Origin of the sequence: Burkholderia paludis, assembly GCF_000732615.1 — a bacterium.
In the GTDB taxonomy this organism is placed as follows: domain Bacteria; phylum Pseudomonadota; class Gammaproteobacteria; order Burkholderiales; family Burkholderiaceae; genus Burkholderia; species Burkholderia paludis.
Genome location: NZ_JPGL01000042.1, coordinates 56,412 through 78,843, shown reverse-complemented (window position 1 = coordinate 78,843; position 22,432 = coordinate 56,412). Strand labels below are relative to the sequence as shown.

Sequence of the window (22,432 nt, the reverse complement as noted above, 5' to 3'; positions counted from 1 at the left end):
AGCCCGCGAGCGACCTGACGCTCACGGGCTTTGCCGTTTCTGCGGCGACGCGGGCCGGTGCGTACTGCGCCGGCCCGCGCGGCATTACCAGGAGTGCCCGATGCCGCCGTTGACCATCATGCGCGAGCCGTTCACCGTGCCGACGCCCAGCTTGATCACGGTGTTCTGCGCGATCCGCGCGCTGCCGCCGACCGCGATCGCCGTATAGCCGCCGTAGTTGCCGAAGCCGGCGCCGACCGAGATCACCTTGCCCGGATCGACCTGCGGCATGCCCGCCAGCGCGCCGGCGATCGCGATGCCCGAATACGCGTTGCGCGCGAGATCGTTCACGCCTTGCTGGATCGCGCCGACCCGCTGGTCGGTATAGCGGTTCGCCGATTCGCTCGCCATCGTGAGCTGGTTCAGGTTGACCGCGTCGGTGCCCTGCGTGCCCGGCGCGACGTTGACGATCTGGCGCTGCTGCTCCGCGTTGCCGACCGAGACCACGTTCGAGCGGCCGCCGTCGTTCGAGTTCGCGCCGATCGCGACCGAGCCGGAGCCGGCCGCGACGGTCGGCGCATCGGTGCCCGAGCCGTTCATGTCGGCCGTGATGCCCGTGTTGCGCGATGCCGACGTCGACAGGTTGTTGATCTGCGTGTTGATGCTGTTCACGCTGGTCGACAGCGACGACACGCGGTCGTTGGTCGTGGAGAGGCCGGTTGACAGCGACGTCACGCTCGTCGACGTGGACGTGGACAGCGAGCCCAGCGCTTCGTTGGTCGACGACAGGCCGGTCGACAGCGAGCCGATGCTGGTCGACGTGGCGGTGGACAGCGACGCGAGATTGCTGTTCGTCGAGCTGAGCCCGGTGGACAGCGACGCGACGTTGAGGTTGGTCGCATGCAGCTGGCTGCCGTTGATCGCATCGGTGCTGTCGGCGCTCACGCGGCCGGCCGCGACGTTCTGGATCTGGCGCTCCTGGCCCGGTGCGCCGACGCTGAACACGCCGAACGGGTTGGCGCCCGCATAGCCGCCGAATTGCAGGTCGCCGATGCTCGACGACGATACGCCGACGGCCGCGCCCGTGATCGAGCGATGGCCGATCGCCACCGAGTTGTCGAGGTGGGCGATCGCGTTCGGGCCGATCGCGACGCTGTTCGCGCCGGTGGCCTGGCTGTCGGCTTCGGTCGAGTTCGCGTGGAAGTACTTCGCGCCCTTCGCGTTGAGGTTGTCGAGGGCGTCGCCCACGCTGGTGTTGACCGTCGTCGTGCCGTCGTTGTTGTACGTCACGTACGACGGCGCGGTGATCTTGCCGGTGGCCGGATCGTACGCCGCCCCGCCGCCGAGCGCGTCGGCCGTGCTGTTGCCGAGGTTCGTCGTGTTGACGGTGACCGCGCCGATGCTCGTCGACAGCGACGCCATCGTGCTGTCCGTCGCGCGGAGGCCGGTCGACAGCGAGCCAAGGCCCGTCGACGCGGACGTCGACAGCGAAGCGAGCGTGCTGTTCGTCGTCGACAGGCCGGTCGACGTGGACGTCGACAGCGACGTGACGGCGTCGCCGGTCGTGCTCAGGCCGGTCGACAACGACGCGAATCCGCTCGACGTCGAGGTCGACAGCGACACCAGATTGTCATTCGTAGTACTGATCGTCGTGGACAAGGCGCCGACGGTGGACGACGTGGCGGTCGACAGCGACGTCAGGTTCGTGCCGAGCGTGTCGATGCCGGTCGACGCCGAGGTGGACAGCGAAACCAGTGCGTTGCGCGTCGTCGACAGCCCGGCGGCGGTCGACGTCGACAGCGAGGCGACGGTGTCGCCGGTCGTGCTGAGCCCGGTCGACAGCGACGCCATGTTGAGGTCGACCGTGTCGATGCGCTCGGCGGTGGTCGTGGAGAGCGACACGAGCGAGCTGTTCGCGCTCGACAGTCCGCTGGACGTCGACGTCGACAGGCTCGTGAGGCTGCTGCCCACCACCGTCAGGGCGTCGTTGGTCGCGTTCAACTGCGAGCCGTTGACGGCGTCGGTGCTGTCCTGGTCGAGCCGGCCGGCCGCGACGTGGGTGATCGTGCGTTCGCGGTTCCGGCTGCCCACGCTGACCGTCCCGACCGGGGCGGCGCCGTTGAAGCCGTAGGTGTTGCCGTTGATCGTCGCGCCGCTCGTGCCGGTGGCGGCATCGGTCACCGCGCCGGCGCCGAGCGCGACCGAGTTCGCGTGGGCCGCCGTTGCGCTCGCGCCGAGTGCGACGGCGCCGGCGCCGGATGCGACGGCGCGCGGGCCGATCGCGGTCGCGGCCTGCGCGCTGGCGGTGGCCTGCGTGCCGACCGATACGCTGCTGGCGGCCGAGCCGGTCGCCCGATCGCCGAGCGCGATCGCGCTCGTTGCGCTCGCCGTTGCGGCCGAACCGGCGCCCAGCGCACCGCGCCCGGACGCCTGCGCGTTGCGGCCGACGGCCGTGCCGGTCTGGCTGGACGATGCGTTGGCGCCGATCGCCGTGCTGTTCTCGGTGGCCGCGCTGTTGTAGCCGACGGCGGTTGCGCCTGTATAGCCGCCGGTGCCGGCCTTCGCGCCCGCGCCGATCGCGGTCACGCCGTAGCCGCCGCCGGGCGTCAGGGCCTGTGCGTCCTGGCCGATCGCGATGTTGCCGGCGCCGGTCGAGCCGCTGCTGCTGGTTGCGCCCGAACCGATCGCGATGTCTGCAACGCCCGCTGCCGCCGCGTTGACGCCTGCCGCCAGCGCGTTCAGGCCGGTTGCACCGTCGTTGTCGACATTGCCGCCGGCGGTGCCGCCGTCGTTCACGCTGTAGTACGAGGTCGTGGCGGGCTGCGCCGATTGGGCTGCGGCGTCGAGCGGTGCGACGGCGGCCGCGATCACGGAGAGGGCGGCGGCGACACGCGCGCCGGCCGGGACGCTCTTCGAGGCTTTCCTGCCGTTGGCGCGGGTGGTTTCGGAGGCGGCGACCCAGGCGCCCAGTGCGTCGTTCCAGATCGTACGGAAAGTGCGGTTCATAGTCTGTCTCGGAAAAAAGAGGACGCCGCACCGCGATACGATGACTTGAGGAATTAAGACAACGGGATGGGCGTTCCTGGGTGAATTAAGAGATAACGAATGAAGTGAATCTTACAGAATGAAATATATTTGTAATGTAAAACAACGAAAAATGAATGCGTTTTCTTTCGATGTTTGACATTGTTTGTCGCACAAACATCGAAGAAATCGACGTTTAGTGTGATGGGGTGCGATGAAAATTGCGAAAATTCGCGGAAATGTGCGACGGATTGAAGCATGAGGCGACGCGGCCGTCGGTGTGCCGCAGCAAATTCGAGATAAGGAGTGGGGTGCGCTGTAATTTTTCGAGACGTAAGGCGGTTGTCGGCGCGGGGCCGGCCGACGATCATGTCGGAAGCCGGAAAGCGGGCCGTTCCCGACCCGTCGACGCCGGCTCCACACGGAAGAACCGGACATGAAATTGCTGCTCGTCGGCGCGACCGGACTCGTCGGCCGTCACGTCCTCGAAGTCGCGCTTGCCGATGCGCGGGTCGATCAGGTGATCGTTCTCGCGCGCCGGCCGTTGTCGCCGCATCCGAAGATGCGCGCGCTGGAGGTCGATTTCGATCATCTGCCCGACGCGGCCGACTGGTGGCAGGCCGATGCCGTGATCTGCACGCTCGGCACCACGATGCGGGCCGCCGGCTCGAAGGCGGCATTCCAGCGCGTCGACCACGACTATCCGCTCGCGGTCGCGCGGCTCGCGCACCGGTACGGCACGCAGGTCTACGTCCTGAATTCCGCCCTCGGCGCGGATCCCGCGTCGCGCATCTTCTACAACCGCGTGAAGGGCGAGGTCGAGCAGGCGCTGGCGGGCGTCGGGTTCGCGTCGCTCACGCTTGTGCGGCCGGGGCTGATTGGCGGCAGCCGAGACGAATTCCGGCTCGGCGAGCGGTTCCTGGTGTTCGCGCTGAACGTGGCCCGACCCGTGTTGCCGGCGAAGTGGCGCGTGAATCCCGCACGGCGGATCGCCCGCGCGCTGCTCGACGCGGCGATCGACGCGCGGCCGGGCGTGCAGGTCATCGCGTCGGACCGGCTCGTCTGACCCGCAACGGGCGGCACGCGTCGGTCATGGGCCCGCGAAGCCGTCGAGTCCGCCGAACTGTTCGGCGAGCGCGGCCGTGAACGCCTCCAGCGCTTCGCTGCCGTCGCAGTTCCGCGGTGTCGCGAGCTGGAATTCGACCGTATGGCTCAGCTTGTTCGAGAGCAGCCGGCGCATCTTCCCTGCGGCGACCCACGGCGCCGCGACATGGTCGGGCAGGAAACCGACGTGCGCGCCGGACAGGATGAAGATCACGTCGGCGTCGACGTTTTCGGAGAACGCGGTCGGCTGCGCGTTGCGCAGCGCCGCACCCGACGTGTTCGTCTTGTAGAGCCGCGCGACGTTGCTTGTGCGTGCGATGTCGTTGACCGACACGGTCCTTTTCGCAAACAGCGGATGCCGGGCGCCGCAGTGCAGCGACTGGTGCTCGACGAACAGCGGCGCGTAGTGCAGGCCGGCCTGGTGGCCGGAAAAGTAGCCGATCGCGAGCTGCAGTTCGTTTTTCAGCAGCCTGCGCTCCAGCTCGTCGGGCGGCACCGCGACCATCTCGATCAGCACGGCCGGCGCCCGCTCGCGGAAGCGGCCGACGCCTGCCGCGATCGATTCGACGATGTCCGGTGCCAGCCGCTCGGACAGCCCGATGCGCAGCTCGCCGAGCACCGTGCCCGACACATGCTGCGTATCGCGCGTGAACACGTCCATTGCGTGCAGGAGCCGCCGCGTCGACTGCAGCACGCGTTCGCCCTTCGGCGTCAGCCGGAAGCCGCTCTTGCCGCGATCGCACAGCCGGAACCCGAGGCGCGTCTCGAGCTTGGCCATCTGCGTGCTGATCGTCGACGGCGCCATCCCGAGCGTGCCCTGCGCGGCGCTGAAACCGCCGCTTTCGACGATCGTCAGAAAGAGCCGCAGCAGCTGCAAATCCATGTCTCTCAATCGGGTCAGCATGGCGATACATCGCGTTTCGTGAAGTCGGCTTATGTTAGTTCATATTTTTCGTCGGATGCCGTGACGGCAGAATCGGGCCCGAGGTCGCCAGCCGCGCGGCCGTCCCCCTCCAGGCAGGCATCCGACGATGAGCCAGAACGATTTTGCATTCACGCGCGACAGCCTTTACGGCACGCAGGCCGAACCGACTTTCGCGGGCGCGACGAGCTTCATGCGCCGGCGTTTCAGCCGCGACCTCGACGGCGTCGACCTCGCGATCACCGGCGTGCCGTTCGATTCCGCCGCATCGCACCGGCCCGGAACGCGCTTCGGCCCGCGCGGGTTGCGGATCGCGTCGACGGGCATCGCGTGGGAACGCCCGTGGCCGTGGTCGTTCGATCCGTTCGACGTGCTGGCCGCGGTCGACTATGGCGATTGCGCGTTCGATCTCGGGCAGCCCGAATCGGTGCCGGGCGCGATCGAGCGGCATGCCGACGGGATTCTCGCGCGGGGCTGCGCGATGCTGACGCTCGGCGGCGATCACTTCATCACGTATCCGCTGCTGAAGGCGCATGCGAAGGTGCACGGGCCGCTGTCGCTCGTGCATTTCGATGCGCACACCGACACCTGGCCCGACCGCGACGTCAAGCGCATCGATCACGGGACGATGTTCTATCACGCGGCGCGGGAAGGGTGGGTCGTGCCCGGGCGGTCGGCCCAGGTCGGCATCCGGACGACCAACGACGAGCCGATGGGCTTCGACATCCAGGATGCGCGCCACGTGCATGCGTCGACGCCCGCTGCGATCGCCGCGCGCATTCGCGAACGGGTCGGCGATCGCCCCGTGTACCTGACGTTCGACATCGACTGTCTCGATCCGGCGTTCGCACCGGGCACGGGTACGCCGGTCTCGGGCGGGCTGTCGAGCCATCAGGCGTTCGAGATCCTGCGTCACCTGGAAGGCATCAACCTGGTCGGCATGGACGTCGTCGAAGTGTCGCCGCCGTATGATCATGCGGAAATCACGTCGCTGGCCGGCGCGACGATCGCGCTGGAGCTGATCTGCCTGTATGCATCGCGCCGGCGGCGGAACCTGGAAGCATCGAACGATGACTGAACTCACCTGGCGCAAGGCCGTTCCCGACGATGCGGCCGCGTGCATCGAACTGCGCGGCAAGACGCGCGAGAACGCATTCACCGACGCGCAGTTGCGCGACCTCGGCATCACCGTGGAAAGCTGGGGCGACGGCATCCGCAGCGGCCTGTTCTCGGGCCAGGTCTGCTGCGCGAACGGGCGCATGGTTGGCTACTGCTTCGGCGACACCGGTTCGGGCGAGATCGTCGTGCTTGCGATCCTGCCCGAATACGAGGGCGCGGGGATCGGCAGGCGGCTGCTGCGGCAGGTGGTCGACGCGTTCGCCGCGAACGGTTTCACGTCGCTGTTTCTGGGGTGCTCGACCGATCCCGCGTCGCGCTCGTACGGCTTCTACCGCCATCTGGGCTGGACGCCGACAGGAACGCTCGATGGCGCGGGCGACGAAATCCTGACGCTGCGGATCGGGCGGCAAGCATGACGGCACGCGCCGGAGGCGCGCGGCGCATCGTCGATGCGTAAAACCGTTTCGTCATACCCGGCGAGGCGATAGCGCGGCCGCGGCGCCTGCGCCGACCTACGATGAAGATATCGCCCCCATCGTCCGCCCAGCCGTGTGCACCCATTACCGCGCCCCCGATGAAGACCCGGGCATCAGCGAACTGAAGATCGGCATCGGCGATCTGTACCGTCGCGACCCGTGGCAGCCCGACGTGTATCCCGACTATCCGGCGCCGCTCGTGCGCGCCGCCGGCGACGGCCTCGAGGTCGCCGCCGCCGTGTTCGGCTTCTGGCCGAAATTCATGCAGCCCGAGCGGGTCGACGAGCGAGGCCGGAAAGGCAGGAAGCTCGATACGGTGAACGCACGGGCGGAAACGGTCGGCTCGTCGCGGCTCTACGGCAACGCGTGGCGCAACGGCCAGCGCTGCCTGATTCCGGTGCGCTGGATCTTCGAACCCTGCTACGAGAGCGGCCGCAACGTGTGGCACCGGATCGGCGTCGACGGCTGGCAGCCGTGCTGCGTCGCCGGCATCTGGCGGCGCTACGACGGCGGCGCGCGATCGTGCATCGGCATGGCGATGCTCACGATGAACGCCGACGATCATCCGGTGTTCGCGCGCATGCATCGGCCCGGCGACGAGAAGCGGGGCGTCGTGATCCTGCGCCGCGACGACTACGACGAATGGCTGCATGCACGCGACGTCGAGGCAGCGCGACGCCTGCTCGAGCTGCTCCCCGCCGGCGACATGGCGGCCGCGCCCGATCCGGCGCCGGCGGCCGGCGCCTGAGCCTGCACCATCCCCCCGCGAACGGCCGGCAGACCGCTCGCGTCGCGCCTATTATTCATACAATTTCGAAATGCGATCGATTTCGGGTAATCACCGATACCTCGCAAGTTGTATATACAAGATGATCCGCTGGCAATGTCGGCACACGTCGTGCCGCTTGCGCGCCAGCGTGCTGACCGTGCGTGCGTGGCGCATGCCGGCGATCCACGGCGCCCCGCATCCGCAGAGCCGAAAGGGCGGCTCGCAGTTTCCCGTTCCGTTCAAACCATATGTGGTCCTGAGTATTTTGGAGATTGTCCCGTGTCAACGAATCCCAGCGGAAAAGCCGGCGGCCTGATCGAGGTACGTTCGATCGACTTCATTCCCGACGCCGAGCGCCACGGCGGCTTGCTGAGCCAGTTCACCCTGTGGCTGTCGGCCAACATGCAGATCACGGCCATCGTCACGGGCGCGCTCGCCGTGGTGCTCGGCGGCGACGTGTTCTGGTCGCTGGTCGCGCTGCTGCTCGGCCAGTTCGTCGGCGGCGCGGTCATGGCGTTGCACGGCGCGCAGGGGCCGCAGCTCGGCCTGCCGCAGATGATCTCGAGCCGCGTGCAGTTCGGCGTGTACGGCGCGATGATCCCGATCGTGCTCGTGTGCCTGATGTACGTCGGCTTTTCCGCAAGCGGCTCGGTGCTGGCGGGGCAGGCCGTCGCGCAGTTGCTGCACGTCGACGACGCGGCCGGCATCCTGCTGTTCGCGGCCGTGATCGTCGTGCTGACCGTGTGCGGCTATCGCGCGATCCATGCCGTCGGCCGGATCGCGAGCGTGGTGGGCATCGCCGCGTTCGTCTACATGTTCACGCAGCTGTTCGCGAACCACGACATCGGCGCGCTGCTCGCGAACCGGCACTTCACGCTCGCGAGCTTCCTGCTGTCGATGTCGCTGTCCGCGTCGTGGCAGATCGCGTTCGGCCCGTACGTCGCCGATTACTCGCGCTACCTGCCGCGCTCCACTTCGTCGGTCGCGACGTTCCTCGCGGTCGGCCTGGGCTCGGTGATCGGCGCGCAGGCCGCGATGGTGTTCGGCGTGTTCGCGGCCGCGCTGGCCGGCGGCCAGTTCGCGCACCACGAAGTCGCGTACATCGTCGGCCTCGGCTCGACGGGCGCCGTGGCCGCGCTGCTGTACTTCAGCATCGCGTTCGGCAAGGTGACGGTGACGGCGCTCAACGCGTACGGCAGCTTCATGTCGATGGCGACGATCGTCAGCGGTTTTCGCGGCAAGCACGCCGTGTCGTCGCGCAGCCGGCTGGTGTACATCTTCGGGATGATCTGCGTGTCGACGCTGATCGCGCTCGCGGGGCGCCATTCGTTCCTGAAGGAGTTCACCGCGTTCATCCTGTTCCTGCTCGCGTTCTTCACGCCGTGGAGCGCGATCAACCTGATCGACTACTACTGCTTCACGCGCTCGCGCTACGACGTGCCGGCGCTGTCCGATCCGAACGGCCGCTACGGCCGCTGGAACGTGATGGCGATCGCGATCTACGTGGTCGGCATCCTCGTGCAGCTGCCGTTCATGTCGACGCATGTCTATACGGGCCCGCTCGTCGACGCCCTTGGCGGTACCGACATCTCGTGGATCCTCGGGCTGACCGTGCCGGCCGTGCTGTACTACGTCGGTGCGCGCGCGTCGCGCCGCAGCATCCCCGAACGCCTGATCCTGCCGCTCGAACGCGGCGAAGCCCACCACTGACCAAGCGTCTCGCACATCGGGCCGGCCGGTTGCCGGCCTGAGCGTCGCGTCGGGCCGGGCGCCGCCTGCGCCGCGCTCCGTCTCACATTCCCTTTCCCGCGATGCCGGTGCGGCGCGTCCGCCACCCCCGGCGTCGTTTCCTTCTCCGACTATTAAATAGTATGACTAATCAAATGGATACTCGCGCCCGTCGTTCACGGGCACGGCGGATGCATGCCGGTCTTCGCCTTGCGGTCGCGGCCGCGTGTCTCGCCGGTTCGGGCGCGGCGCTTGCGCAGGACGGCGTCACGCTGTACGGCGTGATCGACGAATTCGCGCAGTACGTGAATACCGGCAACGGCTATACGGCGGCGCTCAATTCGGGCGGCCAGTGGGGCAGCCGGTTCGGAGTGAAAGGCGGCGAGGATATCGGCGGCGGCCAGCGAATCGAGTTCGCGCTGGAAAACGGCTTCAACCCGAACGACGGCTCGCTCGCCAGTTCGGGCAGCCTGTTCAACCGGCAGGCGTGGGTCGGTATCTCGGGCCCGTGGGGCAAGGTGCGCGCGGGCCGGCAGAATTCGCCGCTGTTCAACGACCAGGGCGGGCAGGACGCGTTCGGCGGCGTCACGCAGGCGTCCGGCATGGACAACCTCACCGTGTTTGCGTTCCGCACGAGCAATACGCTGTCCTACCAGAGCCCGGAAATCGCGGGCTTCCAGGGCGGGCTGTACTTCGGGTTCGGCGACGCGGGCGGCGTGCGCTCGGCAGGCGCGAGCCAGCAGCTCGACCTGACCTACGAGCACGGCCCGTTCGCGGCGTTCGTCGCGGGCCAGTGGCTGAAGAACGCGACCGCAACCACGACCGATCGCACGATCATGGCCGGCGCATCGTACGCAATCGGCAAGGCCACCGTGTACGGCGGCTTCTCCGCGGTGAAGTGGGCCGACATCGGCATCGACTCGCGCGTGTACGGGCTGTCGGTCAAATACCAGTTCAACCCGGCGAACGCGCTCGCGCTCGGTTACGCGTATCTGCACGACCAGTCGTCGCAGGGCAACAATGCGGACCAGCTCGGGCTGATGTACGAGTACGACCTGTCGAAGCGCACGAACTTCTACGCCGCGCTGTCGTACCTGCGCAACCGCAACCAGGCCGGCTACACGCTCGCCGGCGCGGCGAACCCCGGGTTGCCGCTCGCGTATCCGGGCGCGAACGCGCGCGGCGTGCAGCTCGGCATCGTGCATCGCTTCTGACGGCGGCATCGCACCGGGCCGCCCGCGCCCGGCGCTTGTCCGGCACGCGGGCGCGCCGTCATTTCCCCAGCCGCTCCGCGAGCGAGTGGCGTTGCATGCAGCGCTCCATCGCATCGAGAAACGCCTGCTCGGCGGCATTCATCTTCCGGTCGCGATGCCACAGCAGGAACACGTCGACATCGACGAGCCCGTCGTCGGGCGGCAGCCGCCACAGCCGCTGCTGCGCGATGTCGTCGCGGACGATGTGCTCGGGCAGGCAGCCGATGCCATAGCCGGCGAAAATCAGCCGCCGCACTTCCTCCAGGCTCGGCGACGACGCGACGATGCGCCCGGTGAACCCCTTCTGGTCGCGGAACACGGCGAGCGGCGACAGGCTGTCGCCGATCTGGTCGCTCGTGAACGACACGAAATTCTCCGCGAGCAGATCGTCCATCCGCAGTTGCGTCTGCCCGAACAGCCGGTGATGGCGGCCGCAGTAGATCGCATAGCGCTGGCGCAGGAAGCAGCGCATCTCCAGCTTGTCGTGCGGCGTGCGGCACAGGCCGAGCCCGGCCGTGGCCGTTTTCTGCAGCAGCGAGGAAAGAATGTCCGACGAGCGCATCACCTCGATCTGCAGGTCGATGCGCGGATACGCGCGATGGAACTCCGCGAGGAATTCGTCGTACACGGGCGACTCGATGCGGCTCACCGTCAGCAGCCGGATCGAACCGGTCAGGTCGGCGGTGCTGTCGTCGATTTCCGTTTCGAGACGCGAGATGCCGCCGTAGATGTCGCTCGCGATCCGGTACACGGCTTCGCCGGCCGGAGTCGGCGCGAAGTGCGTGCCGCGCCGCTCGATCAGCTTGCGTTCGAGCGTGTCCTCGAGCCGCCGCAGCGCCTGGCTCACGGCCGGCTGCGTCACGTGCAGGCGCGCGGCCGCGCGGCTCACGCTGCGCTCCTGGACGATCACCAGGTAGGTGCGCAGCAGGTTCCAGTCGAGACGGTCGTTCAGGAACGGGGCGAGGTCGGGGCGCATCGGGTCTCCGGACAGGGCGTCGGGGTTTGTATTAGCCAAACTTATATGGAGAATAATAACTTGAAATTTGACTAATGATTTGCGGCGGCCGATAAAGGAGGGGTGCCGCAGCGTGCGGCGCAAGGCCGCGCCAGACGGCTGCCACACGATATTGCGCGTCGTCCCGGGGCGGCGTGCGTCAGGAGCCTGCATGACCCAGTCCCTTCCTTCCGCCCGCCAGCCGGGACGCGCCGCGACGGCCGCGTTCATCGGCACGATGATCGAGTGGTACGACTTCTACATCTACGCGACCGCCGCCGCGCTCGTGTTCGGCGAACTCTATTTCCCGTCGCACGACCCCTTCGTCAGCACGATGGCGTCGTTCGCGACGTTCGCGGTCGGCTTCTTCGCACGGCCGCTCGGCGGCTTGATCTTCGGCCATCTCGGCGATCGCATCGGCCGCAAGAAGGCGCTGATGACGACGTTGATGATGATGGGCGTCGCGACCGTGTGCGTGGGCCTGCTGCCCGACTATTCGAAGGTCGGCATGCTCGCGCCGGTGCTGCTCGTCGCGCTGCGCGTGGTGCAGGGGATCGCGGTCGGCGGCGAATGGGGCGGGGCGGTGCTGATGGCCGGCGAGCATGCGCCGCAGGGCCGCCGCACGTTCTTCGCGTCGTTCGCGCAGCTCGGCAGCCCGGCCGGCTTGATCCTGTCGCTGATCGCGTTTCGCGCGGCGACGTCGATGGACAAGGCCGACTTCCTCGCATGGGGCTGGCGCCTGCCGTTTCTCGCGAGTTCGGTGCTGCTCGTGGTCGGCATCCTGATCCGGCTCGGCGTGAACGAATCGCCGGAGTTCGCGCGCGTGAAGGAAACCAACCGCACGGTGAAGCTGCCCGTCGCCGAAGTGTTCCGCTCTGCGTCGGGGCTGGTGCTGCTCTGCATCGGCGCGAACACGATCGGCATCGCCGGCGTCTATTTCACGAACACGTTCATGATCGCGTACACGACGCAATACGTCGGCGTCTCGCGTTCGCTGATCCTCGACAGCCTGTTCGCGGTCGCGATCATCCAGTTCGTCGCGCAGCCGGTCGCGGCGTGGATTGCCGAGCGGATCGGCGGCGCGCGCTTCCTGAAGCTCGCGGCGCTGCTCGCGATGCTGTCGCCGTATCCGATGTTCATGCTCGTGCAGGGCGGCACATCCGCGTCGCTGGTTGCCGGCATCGCGCTCGCCGTGGTCTGCATGGCCGGCTTCTATTCGGTGATCGCGGGCTTCGTGAGCGAGGTGTTTCCCGCCCACGTGCGCTATTCGGCGATCTCGCTCGCGTATCAGATCTGCGGCGCGCTCGCGGGCGGGCTGACGCCGCTCGTCGGCACGTGGCTCGCGCATCGCTTCGCAGGCCAGTGGTGGCCGCTCGCGGTGTTCTACACGTGCCTCGCGGGCATCTCGCTGCTCTGCATCGTCGCGCTCGATGCGCGCCGCGCGGCCCGGCCGGCTACTGCCGAAGCGTACGGTTCGCATTGAGCCCCGACGAACGAATCCATACGGAGTACACATGAAAGATCTGCTGGAAATCGACGGCGCCCGTTTGTGGCGGAGCCTGGAGGACATGGCGCGCGTCGGTGCGACGCCGCGCGGCGGCGTGCGGCGCCTCGCACTCGACGACGACGACCGGCGCGGGCGCGACCTGTTCGCGCAGTGGTGCCGCGATGTGGGGATGACGGTGAGCGTCGATGCGATCGGCAACCTGTTCGCGCGGCGCGACGGCGCCGATGCGCAAGCCGCGCCGGTGCTGATCGGCAGCCATCTCGACACGCAGCCCGAAGGCGGCCGCTTCGACGGCGTGTATGGCGTGCTCGCCGCGCTCGAACTCGTGCGCACGCTGAACGATGCGGGCGTCGTCACCGGCAAGCCGCTGGAGATCGTGTCCTGGACCAACGAGGAGGGCGCACGCTTCGCGCCGGCGATGCTCGGGTCCGCCGTGTTCACGGGCGCGTTGCCGCTCGACGCGGCGCTCGCGGCGCAGGATGCCGACGGCGTTACGCTCGGCGCCGCGCTCGACGCATGCGGCTATCGCGGCACGCGTACGACGGGCGGTGCGGTCGACGCGTATTTCGAGGCGCATATCGAACAGGGGCCCGTGCTCGAGGCGAACGGCACGACGATCGGCGTCGTCACGGGCGGGCAGGCGATCCGCTGGCTCGATGTGACGGTGGCGGGCATGGCCGCGCATGCGGGTACGACGCCGATGCCGTATCGCAAGGACGCGTATTTCGCGAGCGCGCAGATCGCGGCCGAACTCGAACGGATCGTCGTGGGTTATGCGCCGCGCGGGCTTGCGACGATCGGGCAGGTCGGCATCCGCAACGCGTCGCGCAACACCATCGCCGGCGACGTGACGTTCACGGTCGATCTGCGTCATCACGACGATGCGCGAGTCGATGCGATGGAGTGCGACCTGCGCGATGCGTGCGCGCGCATCGCTGCCGCGCGCGGCGTGCAGGTCGCGGTCGACCTCTGCTGGCGCAGCCCGGCCACGCCGTTCGATGACGATTGCGTCGGGCTGGTCGCGCAGGCGGCGGCCCGGTTCGGCTACACGAACGAGCGGATCGTCAGCGGCGCCGGCCACGACGCGATCCTGCTCGCGCGCCGCGTCCCGACCGCGATGGTGTTCATTCCGTGCGTCGACGGTCTGTCGCACAACGAGGCCGAGGATGCGCTGCCCGACGACGTGACGCGCGGCGCCAACGTGCTGCTCCATGCGGTGCTTGCGCGCGCAGGTGTCGCGAGTGTCGCGGCGGGCGTCGCGGCAGCACCCGCCGCGCAGGATGCGTGACGCGGCATCACGACGAAACGACGAGGAGCCCAGATGAAGACCTATTTCCATCCCGAGCAACTGCTGCACCATCCGCGCAGCTACCTGTCGCGCGGGCAGATGCGCACTCCGCAGGAAGTGCCCGAACGCGCGGCGCGGCTCGTCGCGGCCGTGCGCTCGCTCGACTTCGACGTGTGCGGTCCGGCCGACCGCGGCACCGCGCCGATCGCGGCCGTGCACGACACGAACTACCTGCGCTTTCTGGAAGAGGCGCATCGCGACTGGAAGCGGATGCCCGCCGACTGGGGCGACGAAGTGATGTCGAACGTGTTCGTGCGCGAGCCGAACCCGCTGCGCGGCGTGCTCGCGAAAGCCGCGCGCTACCTCGCCGACGGCAGCTGCCCGGTCGGCGAGAACACGTGGCGCGCCGCGTACTGGTCCGCGCAGGGCGCACTCGCGGCCGCGTCCGACGTCAACGGCGGCGCGCGCGAGGCGTATGCGCTGTGCCGGCCGCCCGGCCATCACGCGCGCCGCGACGCGGCGGGCGGCTTCTGCTACCTGAACAACGCGGCGATCGCCGCGCAGTCGCTGCTCGGCCGCCATCGCCGGGTCGCGATCCTCGACACCGACATGCATCACGGGCAGGGCGTGCAGGAGATCTTCTACGGCCGCGACGACGTGCTGTACGTGTCGATCCACGGCGACCCGACCAACTTCTACCCGGTCGTCGCGGGCTACGAGGAAGAGACGGGCGTGGGGGCCGGCAACGGCTTCAACCTCAACCTGCCGATGCCGCACGGTTCGCCGGAGTCGGCGTTCTTCGAGCGGCTCGACGATGCGCTGCGCGCGCTCGCACGGTTCGAACCCGATGCGCTGGTGCTCGCGCTCGGCTTCGACATCTACAAGGACGATCCGCAGTCGCAGGTGGCCGTCACGACCGACGGCTTCGGGCGGCTCGGCGGGGCGATCGGCGCACTCGGCTTGCCGACGGTGATCGTGCAGGAGGGTGGATACCACCTCGAAAGCCTCGATGCGAATGCGCGCGCGTTCTTCGGCGGGTTCGGCGGCGCGCGCTGAAGCGTCCCGGCCGCACGTTCGCGGCGTGCGGCGCGCCGCATCGTTGGACAGCACGCCGGGGCCGGATCGCGCGCCGGCGCATTCAAGTTTTTCGCTTGCGCGCCGTTGATTCGGGCGTACGCTGGAAGAACCCGGGCAAGCGGGAAAAGAGGGGGCTGAACCATGAAGACAACCGGCCGGATCGGAAGCGGCGCGCTCGCCCTCGCGTTGCTGTGCGCCGGGCCGCGTGCCGGCGCGACCGAGCCGTCGATCCCGCTCAGGGTCAGTCTCACGATTCCGGAAATCTGCACGATCGGCGCGACTGCCGGCCCGGGCCTGCGTGCCGGCGCGGAGGGCGATGCGCCGAGCGTCAATTGCGTGCACGGCACCCCGTTCCTGCTCAGCCACGCGCAGGCGCCGGGCGCGACCCGGTCGCCGCACGGCCTCGGCGCCGGCGCGCCCGCGGCCTGGACCGTCACGTTCTGAGCCGAGGATCGGCCGCCGCACCCGCTAGAAGCTGATCGTCGCCGTGATCGTGTCGCTGTAGTTGCCGGGCGCCGGCGAGGTCTGCGGCGGCACCGCGCCATAGACGGTCACGACCTGCGACATGCCTGTCCCGATGCCCGTGACCGTCGAGCTGCCGCCGGTGCCGTCGCCCCACGCGTTCGTGTACGAGGCGCTCGTGTACAGCCCGTAGCCGATCGTCCCGCCACCGCCGCTGCGCTGCATCTGGCGGGCCGTGACGTTGCCGCTGCCGCCGCCGTTCAACGCGATCTGCCACGCGTCGCCGTTGGTGCACTGCACAGTGATCGAACCGGTCGCCGTGAGCGTGCCCGACAGCACGCTTGCGGTGCCGAAGTTCACGCCGGTCGCGCTGATGTTGCAGTTGTTGACGACGTTCGCCGTCGCGCCGAACGGGAAGGTGCCGCTTGATGTCGTCAGCGATGCGCAGGTCGGCGCGCCGAGCAGGTAGAACCCGGCGTTGAGCGATGTCGCGGTGCCCGCGAACTGCTGCGAGTAGGTCGTGGTGCTGTCGCCGGTCGTCGGGACGGTCGGCTGGTTCCCGGCGATCTGTCCGTACACGGTGACCGTCGAGGTCGCACTCGTGCCTAGCGCGGGTTTGACGAGCGTGACGGACGCCGGCGTCGTGCCGGCAGACACCGAGCCCCACGCGATCGTATGTCCGCCGTCGAGATAGAGGTCGTACTGCATCGAGTTGCCGCCGTTCACGAGGCTGCGCGGACTCGTGCCGCCGAGGTTCAGGCACACGAGCACGTTCGGGGTCAGCGTGATGGCCGACCACGTGCAGGTGACGCTGACCGCGCCGGTCGCGGTGACGGGCGCGTTCGAGATCGGGCTGACCGAGCCGAAGCTCACCGTCGACGCCGTGGCCGTGCAGGTCTCGGCCTGCGCGTGGCGCGGCATGCCGCACCACGCGGCGAACGCGATCACGAGCAGCAGCGCGAGCCTCATGGCGCCGCCCGGCAGGTCAGGGGCCCCACGGTCGGCAGCGTGCCGTTGCCGGGCGCCGTGAACGCGAATTCCGCGACGCAGCGCTGCGTGCCGTCGTCGACCGCGAGATGGTTGTCGTCCTTCAGTTCGTCGATGAACGTGAGCCCGTCGTAGCCGACGATCGTGTCCATGCCGCTCTCGACGTGATGCACGTGCGCGCCGGCCGGCAGCGGACGACCCTCGGCGTCGTGCAGGACGACCGACGCCGCGCGATAGCGCGTCACGCCGAAATGCGCGACGACGCCCGATTGCGCCTGCGGCACGATCGTCATCGACGTGCGGGCGATCCGCGCATCGGCGGGCAGTTTCATCGCATCGATCGCGACCTGGTTGTTCTGGTACGCGTTCAGGTCGGGCACGAGCAGATGCCCCGCACGATCGGTCGTGCCGATCACGCGGTTCTCGTGCAGCACCGGGATGCCCGCGACGCCGTCGGTCGAGACCAGCGCGAAGCCGTCGTCGATGCGGCGCGACACCTGCAGGCTGCGGTCCATGAGCACGAGCGCGCCGCTCACGTCGAGCGACCCGCCGCTCTGCCGGTCGATGTTCTGCGCGACGGCGATGACTTCGCCCGCGCGGCCGAGATAGCGCAGCTGCGCCTGCCGGTACGGCACGGCGCCGGTGCCGCCGGTCTGCACGCCCCAGCCCCAGCCGCCGTCGTAGTCGGGCGGGCGGCTCGCGTCGACGGTGTAGTTCGACTGGCCGCGCTGGCGCCCGGCGGTCGCATTGATCGACGTGTTGTGGCCGAGCCCGACGTTCAGCGACACGAACGCGCCGTTCGCGCCCTGTTGCGCGAAGTCGCGGTAGGCGGTCACGCTGAGCGACGCGAGATCGCCCAGGTTCAGCGTGTACGACACCGTGCCGATCCGCGCGCTCGGGCCTTGCGGCAACCGGAAGCCGATATAGCTGAGCGACAGCGTCTGGCGGCCCAGGAACGGCAGCGCGAGCGTCGCCTGGTCGGTCGCCGCGGGCACCGTGGAGCCTTCGCCCGACGCGAGATCGCCGTAGCGGCCGAATGCGCGGATCGTCTGCGCGTTGAGCGAGAAACGCGGCTCGATCAGCTGGTAGCCGACGCTGACCTGCGTGCCCGGATAGCGGCCGGCGCTGCCCGCGATCGCGCCGTTCACGACGCCGGCGTAGCCGAGGCGCAGCAGCGCGCCGACGCCGGCATTGACCACGCCGCCGGTGGCTTCCGCATGCCCTTCGACGGTCAGCGCGTCGCCGAGCCCGCGCCGCAGCGAACCGCTGACGGCCGGCCGCGTGTCGTAGTCGAACGACGCCAGCCCGTAGTTGCGGCGCAGGAAGCCGGCTTCGAACGAATAGCTCGACAGCCCGGCGGACAGCATGCGCGTATCGACGTAGAGCGGCACGGAGGTCGCGACGGTGCGCCCGAGCGCGTCGTGCGTAATGACGGTGGCCTGGCCCGCGCCCGTGATGCCCGGCACGTCGCGGATGATGAACGGGCCGCTCGGCACGTTGCCGCTGTACTGGCGCACGTTGTTGACGTACAGGTCGACCGCCGACGGCACGGCGGCGGAGCCCGCGAGCGACGGGATCGGGAACGTGACGAGATCGGGTCGCAGCGCGAAGTTGCTGCGCCACTGGAAGCCGCCGAGGCGGACCGAGCGCGTCCACGCGAGCGATCCGGAGATCGCGTCGCCGACCTGGATCGTGCTCGGTCGCGCCGGGTCCGAGCGGCTCCACGAGGTATCGAAGCGCGTGTAGTGCCGCTGGCCGTTGTAGAAGCTTGCGGTACCCGTGGTGTCGAACACGCCGTCCGGATCGAAGTAGCGCACGTCGGTGTAGAACGAGAACTGCCGGTTGCCGAGCGTTTGCGCATACGCCTCGTAATTGATCGCGATCCCGCGCGATGCCGTGGCGGCTTGCGTGGGCGGCAATGCGCGGCTGTCGATCGCGTGCGGGCGGCGCAGCGTGTCGGGCATCTGCAGGTCGACGCTCTGGCGCGCGACGTCGTAGCGGTAGCGCAGGCCGGGAATCGTGTCGAGATCGATCGTCGTCGCGTCGGCGATGCCGAGCCGGTCGGTCGCGAAGCCGATCGTGCGGAGGTCGGCGCCGCTCGCCGACAGGTGGCCGGCGCGTTCGCGGAAGGGGGCGAGCAGCGCGGTGTTTTCGCCGTTGACGCTGACTTCGAGAATCACGTCGTGCGTGCCGTCGGTCATCACGAGCGCCGGGTGGTCGTCGGCATGCGCCTGGCCGAACGCGAGCAGGCCGGCCGTGACGACGGCCGCGACCGCGACGTGCGGCGAACGTCGCGGCATGCTGCGTCCGTTGGCCGGGAGCGTGCCGGTGCGTGGCGAAGGGGCAGGAGCCGGGCGGCGCACCGGCGGTCTAGCCCGGCGGCTCCACCGCGACGACCGCGCTGGCCGGTTGCGAATTGACGGCCGCCCGCACCGTGACCCGGCCGTCGAGCGCGACGCCGGCCGGCAGCGGCACGCTCCATTGGCCCGTGCGGCCCGCGAGCGCGTAGCCGAGCAGCCCGCGCGTGAGCGGGTACGCATGGCCGTCGGCGGTCACGAGCTCGACCGACGCCAGTTGCGCGCGCCGCGTGCCGCCGTTGCGCACCCGCAGCACCCAGCCGCCGTTGCGGCGCAGCAGCGCCCAGTCGAGTTGCGGCGCGCCGTTGGCGGCCGGCTCGACGAACACGGGAATCGAGTAGCGCAGGCGGATCGAGACGCCGTTGGCCGGCGCCTCGCCGGACCGGGGCAGTTCGTCGATCAGCAGACGGTAGCTCTGCTCGATGCCGGACGACGCGCGCGACGCGCGCACGACGCGGATCAATTGTTCCGACTGGGTGCCGACCTCGATCAGCGGCGGGCTTGCCACCAGATCCTGCGTGGGTGTCAGCGTGTCCTGGCCGTCGGCCTGGTCCCAGCGGAACACGCGCACCTGCCCGTACACGGGGCGCTCGCCCGGATTGCGCAGCGTGATGCCGGTGGCCGTGTCGTCGGTGGCGAATTCGATCGTGACGGGGGAAATCTGCAGCGACGCGGCGTGCGCGGCGCCGGCCGCGCACAGCAGCGCGGCGAGCGTTCGGCGTAATGCGGACATGGGGCGCGGCGCCGGTCAGAAGTAGACGGTGGCGGTGACGGTCGTCTGATAGGTGTCCGGCTTCGGGGTCGTTTGCGCGGGCACCTGGCCGTAGACGGTCAGCGTCTGCGCGGCGCCCGTGCCGGTGCCGGCCACGGTGTTGGTGCCTTGCGTGTTGCCCCAGACCGTCGTGTGCCCGGCGTCCTGGTAGAGCTGGAAGCCGACGGTCGTCGTCGTGTTGCCGGTCGCCGTGCCGGCCATCAGCCGGCTCGTGACGCTCGATCCCGTGACCGAGCCCGCGTCGAGGCCGACGTTGTAAGGCGTCGTGTTGGTGCAGGTGACGCTGACGGTCGTTTGCTGGTTGATCGCGGAGGCCAGCACGCCGTTCGTGCCGAAGGCCAGCGGGTTCGCGGCGATCATGCAGTTCGGCTGCAGTGTCAGCGTCACGTTGAAGGTGGCGGTCGCGGTGCCGTTCGAATACGTGGCCGCGTCGGCGGCGGGAGTCGGAAGGCCGAATGACAGCGCGAGCAACAATGTCGTGGAAGCGATGGCGACTTTCACACTGATCCCTCATCGATCGGTTTTTCATTGAATTTATGCCGCGCTTCGCATGCCACGGTATTGCAAATCCTGATACGAATTGACGAGTCTTTCAATCGTTAATTTTGCGCTGTTGCATTTTGTTACAAGTTGTTCGAGGATTTATTGAATAAAGCTGGAAAGTATTGCGTTTTTGGTTTCGCGTGGAGGTCGGTTGAAAGATTTTCCTGCAATGCAGCAAGGATTTGGTTGTTCGCGTGGGGTGTGGATCGATATCCGGATCGATACGATGGGATGAATTGATTCGCGTGGAACAGGGATTTAACGCATCACGTGGAATTCGGCGATTTGAAAATGATTCATTAAAAAAGATTGAATCGATTTCGTTGATTTTTAAATGAATCGAATTGCGAGTTCGGCGGGGTTCGGGGTTGTTCAGGATGCTTGCCGATCGGCGAATCGTGAAATCGCTCCCGGCGGCTGAAAATGCAGACGGCCGCTTTGCGCGGCCGTGGGCGTATGTGGCGTAAGGGGCGCCGCATCGGCATTCAGGCCGATGCAGGGCGCGTCGCGATCAGGAATTCGCGGCGGCCGGGGCGCGGCGTTGCTGCGCGATCTGCAGTACGACGAGCGCGAGCCCGGCCGCGGCGATCAGCCCGCCGACGAGCGGCACGGCCGCGTAGCTGAAGCCGGCCGAGATCGCCGCGCCGCCGGCTGCCGCGCCGAGCGCGTTGCCGAGGTTGAATGCGCCGATATTGACGGCCGATGCCAGGCCCGGCGCTTCGTGGGCCGCCCGCATCACGCGCATCTGCAGCGGCGGCACGACCGCGAACGTCGCGACGCCCCACACGAGCAGCGTGACGGCAGCGCCGGCATGCGTGCTGGCGAGCAGCGGGAACGCCGCCATCGTCGCGATCAGCAGCAGCAGGAACCCGATCAGCGTGCCGTCGAGCGAGCGATCGGCCAGGCGGCCGCCCGCAATGTTGCCGATCGAGAAGCCGACGCCGATCAGCACGAGCATCGCGGTCACGAAGCCGGGCGTCGCGCCGGTCAGGTGTTCGAGCGTCGGGGCGACATACGTGTACAGCGTGAACATCGCGCCGGCGCCGAGCACCGTCGTTCCGAGCGCACCGAGCACGACGGGGCGCGTCAGCACGGAGAGTTCGGCGCGCAGGTCGGGCATCTTGCCGGCCTCGCCCTTCGGCAGCGCGGCGAACAGGCCGGCGATCGCGATCAGGCCGAGGCCCGCGGTTGCCGCGAACGACATGCGCCAGCCGATGATCTGGCCGAGCCAGGTCGCGGCCGGTACGCCGCCGACGTTCGCGATCGTGAGGCCCATGAACATCGTCGCGACCGCGCTGGCCTGCTTGTCGCGCGGCACGAGGCTGGCCGCGACCACCGAGCCGAGCCCGAAGAACGCGCCGTGGTTGAGGCTGGTCACGAGGCGGGCCAGCAGCAGCGTCGTATAGCCCGGCGCGGCGGCCGACAGCAGGTTGCCGATCGTGAAGATCGACATCAGCGCGATCAGCGCCGAGCGGCGCGACCAGCGCGCGAGCAGCAGCGTCATCAGCGGTGCGCCGGCCATCACGCCGATCGCGTAGGCGCTGATCAGCATGCCGGCCTGCGGAATCGACACGTGCACGCCGTCGGCGATCACCGGCAGCAGGCCCATCGGCGAGAATTCGGTGGTGCCGATGCCGAACGCGCCGGCCGCGAGCGCCAGCAGCGGCAGCGCGGCGCTGCCGCCCGGGCGGGAGGGGGAAGAAGTCTTGGTGTTCACGCGATGGGCTCCGGTAAGCGACAGGCAATGGCACGAGGCCTTGACGATGGGGTGCAGTGTGCCTGCATGACTCTTGTGGAAAAAGTCGTATCGGGACGAAATTATCTTGATTCCATGTCAACAATGCCGGGCGCGCGCAGGGCTCGTCGGCGCGCGGGGGAACGAGCGTGCATTTCCCGGAAGCGAGTTGTAATGCGGGCGGCGCGCTTTGGGGGCGGGGGAGCGCGGAACTTTGGCGGTTCGCGGCGGCGCGACGGCCGTTTCCGGCGGCGAGTCGTGGGGAGCACGGCGCTCGCGCGGCGGCGTGTGGCCGCGCGAAGCGGGCGGGCCGCTCAGGCGACGGCCGTCGTCCGG

General features: G+C 68.7%; 18 protein-coding genes. 10 read left to right on the top strand and 8 right to left on the bottom strand.

What is annotated here, in order from left to right; genetic code table 11:
- Positions 1-84 precede the first annotated feature (84 nt).
- Positions 85-2,985 (bottom strand): ESPR-type extended signal peptide-containing protein, encoded by a 2,901-nt coding sequence (locus GQ56_RS43185; protein ID WP_081894962.1) that lies wholly within the window; start codon positions 2,983-2,985, stop codon positions 85-87.
- A gap of 454 nt (positions 2,986-3,439) precedes the next feature.
- On the opposite strand from GQ56_RS43185, the gene GQ56_RS0123975 reads away from it, so the two are divergent.
- The gene (locus tag GQ56_RS0123975) at positions 3,440-4,069 is read left to right on the top strand and encodes an NAD-dependent epimerase/dehydratase family protein (RefSeq protein WP_031401053.1); all 630 of its coding nucleotides are present in this window, start codon (positions 3,440-3,442) and stop codon (positions 4,067-4,069) included.
- A gap of 24 nt (positions 4,070-4,093) precedes the next feature.
- Here GQ56_RS0123975 and GQ56_RS0123970 read toward each other — a convergent pair whose 3' ends face one another.
- Positions 4,094-5,011: a LysR family transcriptional regulator gene (locus tag GQ56_RS0123970; protein WP_031401052.1), complete on the bottom strand. Its 918-nt coding sequence runs from the start codon at positions 5,009-5,011 to the stop codon at positions 4,094-4,096.
- Between the two features lie 127 nt (positions 5,012-5,138).
- On the opposite strand from GQ56_RS0123970, the gene speB reads away from it, so the two are divergent.
- The 5 genes from speB to GQ56_RS0123945 all read left to right on the top strand — a co-directional run bounded on the left by speB (position 5,139) and on the right by GQ56_RS0123945 (position 10,335).
- Positions 5,139-6,107: an agmatinase gene (gene speB, locus GQ56_RS0123965; protein WP_031401051.1), complete on the top strand. Its 969-nt coding sequence runs from the start codon at positions 5,139-5,141 to the stop codon at positions 6,105-6,107.
- On the top strand, positions 6,100-6,564 hold the full coding sequence (locus tag GQ56_RS0123960) for a GNAT family N-acetyltransferase (protein ID WP_031401050.1): 465 nt from the start codon (positions 6,100-6,102) through the stop codon (positions 6,562-6,564). The genes speB and GQ56_RS0123960 overlap by 8 nt, the downstream gene beginning before the upstream one ends.
- A gap of 133 nt (positions 6,565-6,697) precedes the next feature.
- Positions 6,698-7,372: an SOS response-associated peptidase family protein gene (locus tag GQ56_RS0123955; protein ID WP_031401049.1), complete on the top strand. Its 675-nt coding sequence runs from the start codon at positions 6,698-6,700 to the stop codon at positions 7,370-7,372.
- Positions 7,373-7,672: 300 nt separating this feature from the next.
- Complete coding sequence (locus GQ56_RS0123950; protein WP_031401048.1) at positions 7,673-9,103, top strand: purine-cytosine permease family protein; 1,431 nt, start codon at positions 7,673-7,675, stop codon at positions 9,101-9,103.
- Positions 9,104-9,264: 161 nt separating this feature from the next.
- Positions 9,265-10,335 carry a porin gene (locus GQ56_RS0123945; RefSeq protein WP_031401047.1) on the top strand — a complete coding sequence of 357 codons (1,071 nt, stop codon included), beginning with the start codon at positions 9,265-9,267 and terminating at the stop codon, positions 10,333-10,335.
- Positions 10,336-10,393: 58 nt separating this feature from the next.
- Here GQ56_RS0123945 and GQ56_RS0123940 read toward each other — a convergent pair whose 3' ends face one another.
- A complete protein-coding gene (locus GQ56_RS0123940; protein WP_031401046.1) occupies positions 10,394-11,350 on the bottom strand; it encodes a LysR family transcriptional regulator in 957 nt (318 codons plus the stop codon).
- A 190-nt stretch (positions 11,351-11,540) separates the two neighbouring features.
- Here GQ56_RS0123940 and GQ56_RS0123935 point away from each other — a divergent pair, with 190 nt between their 5' ends.
- The 4 genes from GQ56_RS0123935 (at position 11,541) to GQ56_RS0123920 (ending at position 15,684) form a co-directional block, all read left to right on the top strand.
- Positions 11,541-12,851: an MFS transporter gene (locus GQ56_RS0123935; protein WP_031401045.1), complete on the top strand. Its 1,311-nt coding sequence runs from the start codon at positions 11,541-11,543 to the stop codon at positions 12,849-12,851.
- A 31-nt stretch (positions 12,852-12,882) separates the two neighbouring features.
- The gene (locus tag GQ56_RS0123930; RefSeq protein ID WP_031401044.1) at positions 12,883-14,163 is read left to right on the top strand and encodes a Zn-dependent hydrolase; all 1,281 of its coding nucleotides are present in this window, start codon (positions 12,883-12,885) and stop codon (positions 14,161-14,163) included.
- A 33-nt stretch (positions 14,164-14,196) separates the two neighbouring features.
- On the top strand, positions 14,197-15,219 hold the full coding sequence (locus GQ56_RS0123925) for a histone deacetylase family protein (protein WP_031401043.1): 1,023 nt from the start codon (positions 14,197-14,199) through the stop codon (positions 15,217-15,219).
- A gap of 162 nt (positions 15,220-15,381) precedes the next feature.
- Positions 15,382-15,684 carry a hypothetical protein gene (locus tag GQ56_RS0123920; protein WP_031401042.1) on the top strand — a complete coding sequence of 101 codons (303 nt, stop codon included), beginning with the start codon at positions 15,382-15,384 and terminating at the stop codon, positions 15,682-15,684.
- Positions 15,685-15,708: 24 nt separating this feature from the next.
- On the opposite strand, the gene GQ56_RS0123915 is transcribed toward GQ56_RS0123920, so the two are convergent.
- The 5 genes from GQ56_RS0123915 to GQ56_RS0123895 all read right to left on the bottom strand — a co-directional run bounded on the left by GQ56_RS0123915 (position 15,709) and on the right by GQ56_RS0123895 (position 22,078).
- Positions 15,709-16,671, bottom strand: coding sequence for a Csu type fimbrial protein (locus GQ56_RS0123915; RefSeq protein ID WP_031401041.1), 963 nt, complete (start codon positions 16,669-16,671; stop codon positions 15,709-15,711).
- Positions 16,668-18,989, bottom strand: coding sequence for a fimbria/pilus outer membrane usher protein (locus GQ56_RS0123910; protein WP_235212746.1), 2,322 nt, complete (start codon positions 18,987-18,989; stop codon positions 16,668-16,670). Before GQ56_RS0123910 ends, GQ56_RS0123915 begins: the two co-directional genes overlap by 4 nt.
- A gap of 70 nt (positions 18,990-19,059) precedes the next feature.
- A complete protein-coding gene (locus GQ56_RS0123905; protein WP_031401039.1) occupies positions 19,060-19,779 on the bottom strand; it encodes a fimbrial biogenesis chaperone in 720 nt (239 codons plus the stop codon).
- Positions 19,780-19,794: 15 nt separating this feature from the next.
- Positions 19,795-20,280, bottom strand: a complete 486-nt coding sequence (locus GQ56_RS0123900) for a Csu type fimbrial protein (RefSeq protein WP_407638601.1) — start codon at positions 20,278-20,280, stop codon at positions 19,795-19,797.
- Positions 20,281-20,872: 592 nt separating this feature from the next.
- The gene (locus GQ56_RS0123895; protein WP_031401037.1) at positions 20,873-22,078 is read right to left on the bottom strand and encodes an MFS transporter; all 1,206 of its coding nucleotides are present in this window, start codon (positions 22,076-22,078) and stop codon (positions 20,873-20,875) included.
- Positions 22,079-22,432: the final 354 nt, after the last annotated feature.

Excerpts from the sequence above, each read along its gene's own strand:
- GQ56_RS43185 (WP_081894962.1), bottom strand. The coding sequence starts at position 2,985 with ATGAACCGCACTTTCCGTACGATCTGGAACGACGCACTGGGCGCCTGG.
- GQ56_RS0123975 (WP_031401053.1), top strand. The coding sequence starts at position 3,440 with ATGAAATTGCTGCTCGTCGGCGCGACCGGACTCGTCGGCCGTCACGTC.
- GQ56_RS0123970 (WP_031401052.1), bottom strand. The coding sequence starts at position 5,011 with ATGCTGACCCGATTGAGAGACATGGATTTGCAGCTGCTGCGGCTCTTT.
- speB (WP_031401051.1), top strand. The coding sequence starts at position 5,139 with ATGAGCCAGAACGATTTTGCATTCACGCGCGACAGCCTTTACGGCACG.
- GQ56_RS0123960 (WP_031401050.1), top strand. The coding sequence starts at position 6,100 with ATGACTGAACTCACCTGGCGCAAGGCCGTTCCCGACGATGCGGCCGCG.
- GQ56_RS0123945 (WP_031401047.1), top strand. The coding sequence starts at position 9,265 with ATGACTAATCAAATGGATACTCGCGCCCGTCGTTCACGGGCACGGCGG.
- GQ56_RS0123940 (WP_031401046.1), bottom strand. The coding sequence starts at position 11,350 with ATGCGCCCCGACCTCGCCCCGTTCCTGAACGACCGTCTCGACTGGAAC.
- GQ56_RS0123935 (WP_031401045.1), top strand. The coding sequence starts at position 11,541 with ATGACCCAGTCCCTTCCTTCCGCCCGCCAGCCGGGACGCGCCGCGACG.
- GQ56_RS0123930 (WP_031401044.1), top strand. The coding sequence starts at position 12,883 with ATGAAAGATCTGCTGGAAATCGACGGCGCCCGTTTGTGGCGGAGCCTG.
- GQ56_RS0123925 (WP_031401043.1), top strand. The coding sequence starts at position 14,197 with ATGAAGACCTATTTCCATCCCGAGCAACTGCTGCACCATCCGCGCAGC.
- GQ56_RS0123920 (WP_031401042.1), top strand. The coding sequence starts at position 15,382 with ATGAAGACAACCGGCCGGATCGGAAGCGGCGCGCTCGCCCTCGCGTTG.
- GQ56_RS0123915 (WP_031401041.1), bottom strand. The coding sequence starts at position 16,671 with ATGAGGCTCGCGCTGCTGCTCGTGATCGCGTTCGCCGCGTGGTGCGGC.
- GQ56_RS0123910 (WP_235212746.1), bottom strand. The coding sequence starts at position 18,989 with ATGCCGCGACGTTCGCCGCACGTCGCGGTCGCGGCCGTCGTCACGGCC.
- GQ56_RS0123905 (WP_031401039.1), bottom strand. The coding sequence starts at position 19,779 with ATGTCCGCATTACGCCGAACGCTCGCCGCGCTGCTGTGCGCGGCCGGC.